We start from the raw sequence: 6,562 nt of genomic DNA, 5'->3' as shown, positions 1-6,562 counted from the left end.
TTCATCCACAGATTATGCACGAATGCCAAGAAATTAGGAGTGCAAATATTAACCAAAAAGAAGATCATTTTTTGATTTATGAAAGAGATCTTATGATTCTTTTCAAATAGATGGATGAGCTCAGATTGGTATTTTGAGATTTGAGCGAAAAGAAAAATGATCTCTATTTGTGTCGATCATTTTATTTGTTTTCTGCGCTTCTTACTTCTTTTCAACCTGATCATTTTGACTCTTCTATTATTTAAATCCTCGCCATTTTCTAATCAGTATTTTTATTCAGTTACACAGACAGATGATTGATCTTTTGGGAAAATTTAAATTTCAGTGTATGTTAATCTTAGGCCATGTTTTATTAAGGAAATTATTGTGATCTGGGGCATGAAACAAAAGGAAAATAACGACATTGCACACATCAATACTGTGCTTGAACAAAAAATTGCAAGTTATGCACCCAAGATCCAGCGTTTTTTTGAAGAAGTTAATGCCATTGTGTTGGATAAGCAGGCCCAGACCACACTGGCACTCTGTTGTTTGATTGCAGGCGGACATGTCTTATTTGAAGATTTACCCGGATTGGGTAAAACTACATTAGCCAGCAGTCTGGCACATCTAGCAGGATTGAAGTTCCAGCGCATCCAATTTACCAATGACATGCTGGCCAGTGATGTCATCGGCATTAATATGTTTAACCAGAAAGAACATCAGTTCGAGTTTAAACAAGGCCCAATTTTTACCCAGATTTTACTGGCAGATGAAATCAACCGTTGTAGTCCCAAAACCCAGAGCGCCTTACTCGAGGCCATGGAAGAGGGCTATGCCACCATTGATGGCGTACGCTATGCCTTACCGAAACCTTTCTGGGTGATTGCCACACAAAACCCGCTGTTTCAAAGTGGAACCTATGCTTTGCCGGAATCCCAACTGGACCGTTTCCTGATGCGTTTGTCTTTAGGTTATCCATCGCGCCATGCAGAAAAACTGTTATTACAGCAGGAATCTCGTTTTGCCCTGATTGCCAGTCTGGCACATATTTTTACTGAAGATGAAATTCTGGATCTGCAAAATCTGACTCATCAGATATTTATCAGTGAAGCTATTCAGGAATATTTGCTCGATCTCGCAGAAGAAACCCGTAAAAGCCGTCATGGACTTTCTACGCGTGGCCTTCTGGCTTTGAAGCGTGCGGCACAAGCGCATGCCCTGATTCAGCAACGTGCTTTTGTCACGCCGGATGATGTGCAGGCTGTATTTGTCGCGGTGACTTCGCATCGTCTGGGTTTGAGTGAAGCTGAAACCTCTAATGTCATGCAACAGGTTGCGGTCAGCTAAAGGAGTCCTCTCTTGGATAAGACCTGGCAAAAATGGCTGGCCAAACGCTTTCAATTTTCCAAGCAGAAACAGCTCTCGCAGAAAGATGTCTTGGTATTTATTTATCAGCAGGGCTATCTGTATCTGGTATTGATCTTCATCACCTTTGTGGCCGGGGTGAACTATGCCAATAACCTGATTTTAGGTTTCTGCTTTTTAATCAGTGCGGTGCTGTGTATCAGTTTTTATCTGACTTTTAAGCAATTGCATGACCTGAAAATTGAATTGATCGCAGATGATGTGGGGCAGGTCGGTCATAGCGTGAATCTACATCTTTATTTTCAACAGCAGCAGCTTCGCCCCCGCTATTTGTATATCAAAGCAGGGAATCAGCTAGCGAAAGTTTATCTGAATGCACAAAAACAGCAATTTATTCTGCCATTTTATGCAGAGCAACGTGGCAGGTTTGATTATCCGGTGATTCAGATTTATTCGGTTTATCCCTTTGGGTTAGTTCGAGCCTGGACCTATCTTTATCATCAGCATTCGGCCTGGGTCGCGCCTAAAGCTGAAGTTTTTAGCACAGAAAATAAATATCACTTTAACCGTTTTGAACCGGATATGGATGAGTTTCGTGAATTGCGCAATTACCAGTCAGGCGATTCCTTGCAGGCGGTGTCCTGGAAGCAGTTTGCGCGTGGACAAGGCTTATATGTCAAAGTCTTTGAACAATATCAGGATGAACACAGTATCGAGATTCATTATGAGCATATGCCAAGCCAGTCACATGAAGAAAAACTTGAATTTGTAATGGGTCTGGTCGAGCAGTGCGAGCAGCAGCAATGTGCCTATAGCCTGCATTTGCCACAGGCCGAGTTGCCACAAGGAGCAGGGGAAGAACAACTACGGAAAGCCAAACAATTGTTGGCGCAGGCCTAAAGTGGATAAAGAAACGATGAACGCAAAAATCTGTACCTCGATTGTACTGACTCTGGGGCTGATTCTCATCGCCCAAATGGCATTTATTCCTGTGCTACTTAGTATAATTTTTGCCATCAGTATTCTGTGTATCTGGATTTATCAGAAGCGTCAGCAGCCATTTCCAAAAATTGGTACTTTTCTGCTGACGGCGTTGGCACTGGGCAGTATTTATTTGAATTATCAAAGCTTTATTGGCGTAGATGCAGGAGTAGCTGTTTTATCTACATTTTTATTTGCCAAATCACTGGAAAGCAAAAATAAACGAGACCTGATTATCCTGTTTAATTTTGCCCTGTTTGTCGCTGCAAGTTCATTCTTATACAGTCAGTCATTTGGGATGGCAATCGTGATTGTACTATGTTTAATCAGCTGTCTGATTGGCCTGTACCGGATTCAAACCAGCGAATTTGAACAGGAACAAACCACTCTGGGCACAGCATTGCAACAGGATGCCAAGCATGTGGGCAAGTTTATCTTGTACGCCGTTCCATTTTTCATTTTGCTATTTATTTTCTTTCCGCGCTTGCCGCCACTTTGGCATATTCCCATTCCTGAAAATAAAGGCGTGACCGGCATTGGCGACAGTATGTCACCTGGGGATATTGCCGAATTATCCCAATCTAGTTCACTGGCTTTCCGGATTATTGGTGATGTCAGCAAGCTTCCGCCGCGCTCAGAACTCTATTGGCGAGCCTTGGTGCTAGATGAATATGACGGGCAACGCTGGACCAGCAGTTTCGTCAATCAGCAGCCTTTAATGCGACAACCGATGGATACCTCACCCGTACCTACAGGCTGGAACTACCAATATCTGGCTGCGGATCCTTCGGTGTTCTGGATCATGGGGTTGGAAAAATCGATACCTGTGGAACGCCGTTATTATAACCGTCAGGATTGGAGCATTGTACCGAGACGGCTCACGCAACGTGTTGAACCGATTTCGTTACAGTGGGTCGGGACAGCATATGATCCTCAGGCTTTGCCAACGCAATATATCGAAAGAACGAATACTCAGGTGCAGCGCCGACTGGATCCGCGAGCGCAACAATTAGCACAACGTCTATATGCGCAAAGTGCGGAAGATCCTCGGCGTTATGTGCAGCAAGTCTTGAGCTGGTATCAGCAGAATAACTTTGTTTATACCTTGAAGCCGGGTCAATTGGGGCAAAACCGGATTGATGAGTTCCTGTTTAATTCCCGTCAGGGATTTTGTGAACACTATGCATCGAGTTTCGTGATGTTGATGCGTTATGTCGGGATTCCTGCACGGGTCGTCACCGGCTATCAGGGTGGGGAGTTGGCACCAGATCGCATGAGCTGGGAAGTCCGACAAATGGATGCTCATGCCTGGACAGAAGTCTGGATTGACCAGAAATGGCAACGCTTTGATCCAACCGCAATGATCACTCCACAGCGTATAGATGATGGTATGCAAAATCTGCTTTCTCAGGATGCATGGGTATCGGCAAATCAGTCGATCTGGAACTCGCAGCATAATCTATGGATCACCAAACTACGTGTTTGGAGCGATTATGCCAGCTACCAATGGCAAAGTAAGGTGGTGGGTTATAATGCAGAATCACAACAGAGCTGGTTATCAAAATTAGGACTCGGTTCAGTTTATTCGAGTGTCATAATTTTACTGGGCACTATTGCACTATTGATTTTGGCCTATATCTTCAGAATTTATCTAAAAGCCCGACAGGCGCAATCTCCATTTGATCGTGCGATTCAACAGCTGAATCAATCTCTAACTGATCATCTCAAAAAACAGCCTGCAGAAACTTTTCATCACTGGATGCAGCGTTTATCTCAACAGGTTCAGATTGAAAACCAGACTGCCTTTATTCAAGCTATACAGGTTTTTGAAAAAAATCTTTATTCGGGAACCCCAATAACTGAACAAGAATTGAAAAAATTCAAGGATTTGCTTAAAACTTGCGCGGACGTTTTAAAAACTAAATGAAAAGGCTTGTTTTCGGTCGGAAAAATTTATAATATGCCAAGCATTCTAGGTGTATAGCTCAGTTGGTTAGAGCGCTACGTTGACATCGTAGAGGTCAGCAGTTCGAGTCTGCTTATACCTACCAAGATTCTAAACGTTATGTTATAAGGGTTTTAAGCGAAAACAGTAGCTTAAAGCCCTTTTTTAATGCCTTGAGTAAAGTGAGCCGTTATCCGCACTATCTGCAAAACCCGTATTTTATGCAGTTATTGCCGTTAAATTTACGTCAAGTTTACGTCAAGAATTTTGGAAATTACGTCATGAAATTACCCAAGCCCAGAAAGCGCGGTTCGGCCTACTACATTGAACTAATGATCAATGGAAAACGTTCTTCAGCAACTCGTGATACCGCAAAAGAATGTGAGCAAGGGGTAGCTCAAAAGATGCTTGAAGCGAAGGTCAATCAGATGGCGGAAGACTTGAGCATAAAACAGTACTATCCCTTCAAAACACTTTTTCATAAATACTATGATGAGCATGGCCGTAAACTTCGCGGATCCAAATACGTCAAAGAACAATTAGCGCCGTTTGATGAAAAGTTTGGTGCACTGGCAGATATGTCTATTCATGACATTTAGCTTAAATATTTCAGCTCAAAGTGCCGCAAATTAATAAATTGATTGAAGTGCTGCACTTGCGTTGTACTCGGCTGGAATAGGCTGATCAGCCACAGGCAGATTCGCAGTGTAGGTTCAGTCAATTTTTTATCACGCACAGCGCTTGCTTAATGCTAGATGACATCTTCTAGGGTTTGCGCATCGTAAGATGTTGCTGATGCTGATATGCCTTAAAGAAGAAAGGTAAGAGCAGATAGATCTGTATAAATGTTTGGGCCTGCAGCATTTCGGCTTGTATAACTTTTTTACGTTGGTCACTACGGCGCTCGCTGGCGAACTTAAGGTTTTTTGGCATGGACTTTTATTATTTTTATAATCAGTCTTCATGATAAAAGTAAATTGTTGATCCTAACCGTTTGATCAAAAACCTGGGAATAAACTGCAGGATTTTTGTTGGAAAAGTCGCAATTTTGATAGGGCTAAGTGCAGAATTAAAACGGATTAAAGCTCTTAATGATATGAAAAATAATAGTTTTTATTTCAAAAAATCTCTAGGGTTTTCGGTTATATTGAATTATTTCAATAGTACATCTTCAGATTGTAGATAAGGCCTTACCAGATACAAAGACTGCATCGGGTAAGTAGTTTAATTAATGGCTACTCGATTTGACCATAACTTTATTCTGATACATCTTTGCATCTGCTTCTTTGATAGCTTCAGCTAACCCAAAGGTTGGATTACGCATTGCAAAGCCAATTGCAGCACTAATTCCAACTTTTGTAAAAGTATTTTGAATTCTTGATGCAAGCTTCTTCGCATGCTCTAAGTTAGTTTCAATGGTCATCACAGCAAACTCATCACCCCCTAAGCGAGCGATAATATCATTACTACGTACCGTGTTTTTGAGAGCTAAAGCCATTCTTTGAATGAGCTCATCACCTGCAGCATGACCCAGAGTATCATTTGTGATCTTAAGATCATTAAGGTCTATCATAAGAATAGCAGTAGGGTGACCATAACGCTTACAGCGCTCTTCCTCTTTGATAATAAGCTCATCCCAAGCACGACGGTTGAAAAGTCCAGTCATTGGGTCGGACATTGCTTCTATTTCAAAACGCTCAGCTTTACGTATGTACTCAGCAGCTTTCATATCAGCTTGCATCGTATAACTGAGTACCTTTGCTATCAACTCGAATAATGGAGCATCTTCAACAAGAATTTTAGATTGAGGTTCGGGATCAATTGCACATAGAGTGCCAAAAAGAGAGCCATCTTCTTTATACAGAGGTTGGCCGATATAGGCTTTAATTGAGACTAGGTGATTTATAGGTGCATCTGCGTAAACTTGAATATCAGGTGAATAGGGAGCAATACGAGGCATATTACTTTGTACCATGTGTGAGCAGAATGAGTCTGCCCAATGAAATACTTGTCCGGGCTTAACGTTATAGCCATTATCTTCACTCAATAATACAATCCAGTCGTCACCCTCAGTACGAGTAATCATCCACAATTTGAAGCCAAAGCGTTGAGATAAGAATTTTAAAATGGCTTGGCCAGTTTCTTCAAAGTTATTAAAGTTAATATTATTCATGAAGTGAACCTACTGCAACAGTAAGAATAGATCTCTTGCGAAAGTCATTATTGCAAGTTTATCCGGTTTACGAGTGCAGCAATTAAGTTAATGCGTAAACCGAATCTTTTCCGTCT

5 protein-coding genes and 1 tRNA gene are annotated in these 6,562 nt (G+C 41.8%); 5 read left to right on the top strand and 1 reads right to left on the bottom strand.

What is annotated here, in order from left to right:
- The first annotated feature begins 366 nt into the window (after positions 1-366).
- From NI466_RS15415 to NI466_RS15395, 5 genes are all read left to right on the top strand, one after another.
- Positions 367-1,329: an AAA family ATPase gene (locus NI466_RS15415; protein ID WP_253173984.1), complete on the top strand. Its 963-nt coding sequence runs from the start codon at positions 367-369 to the stop codon at positions 1,327-1,329.
- A 12-nt stretch (positions 1,330-1,341) separates the two neighbouring features.
- A complete protein-coding gene (locus NI466_RS15410) occupies positions 1,342-2,247 on the top strand; it encodes a DUF58 domain-containing protein (RefSeq protein ID WP_253173983.1) in 906 nt (301 codons plus the stop codon).
- A 16-nt stretch (positions 2,248-2,263) separates the two neighbouring features.
- Entirely contained in the window at positions 2,264-4,255 is a 1,992-nt protein-coding gene (locus NI466_RS15405) for a transglutaminase TgpA family protein (RefSeq protein ID WP_253173982.1), read from the top strand.
- A 47-nt stretch (positions 4,256-4,302) separates the two neighbouring features.
- A tRNA-Val gene (locus NI466_RS15400) sits at positions 4,303-4,379 on the top strand.
- A gap of 76 nt (positions 4,380-4,455) precedes the next feature.
- A complete protein-coding gene (locus NI466_RS15395) occupies positions 4,456-4,872 on the top strand; it encodes a hypothetical protein (protein ID WP_228128559.1) in 417 nt (138 codons plus the stop codon).
- 629 nt (positions 4,873-5,501) lie between these two features.
- On the opposite strand, the gene NI466_RS15390 is transcribed toward NI466_RS15395, so the two are convergent.
- Complete coding sequence (locus NI466_RS15390; RefSeq protein WP_253173981.1) at positions 5,502-6,446, bottom strand: sensor domain-containing diguanylate cyclase; 945 nt, start codon at positions 6,444-6,446, stop codon at positions 5,502-5,504.
- Positions 6,447-6,562 lie beyond the last annotated feature (116 nt).

Source organism: Acinetobacter lwoffii, from assembly GCF_024129595.1.
Taxonomy (GTDB): Bacteria; Pseudomonadota; Gammaproteobacteria; order Pseudomonadales; family Moraxellaceae; genus Acinetobacter; species Acinetobacter lwoffii_O.
The sequence above is the reverse complement of the archived record's forward strand: the minus strand, read 5'-3'. Positions and strand labels throughout refer to the sequence as shown.

Excerpts from the sequence above, each read along its gene's own strand:
- NI466_RS15405 (WP_253173982.1), top strand. The coding sequence starts at position 2,264 with ATGAACGCAAAAATCTGTACCTCGATTGTACTGACTCTGGGGCTGATT.
- NI466_RS15390 (WP_253173981.1), bottom strand. The coding sequence starts at position 6,446 with ATGAATAATATTAACTTTAATAACTTTGAAGAAACTGGCCAAGCCATT.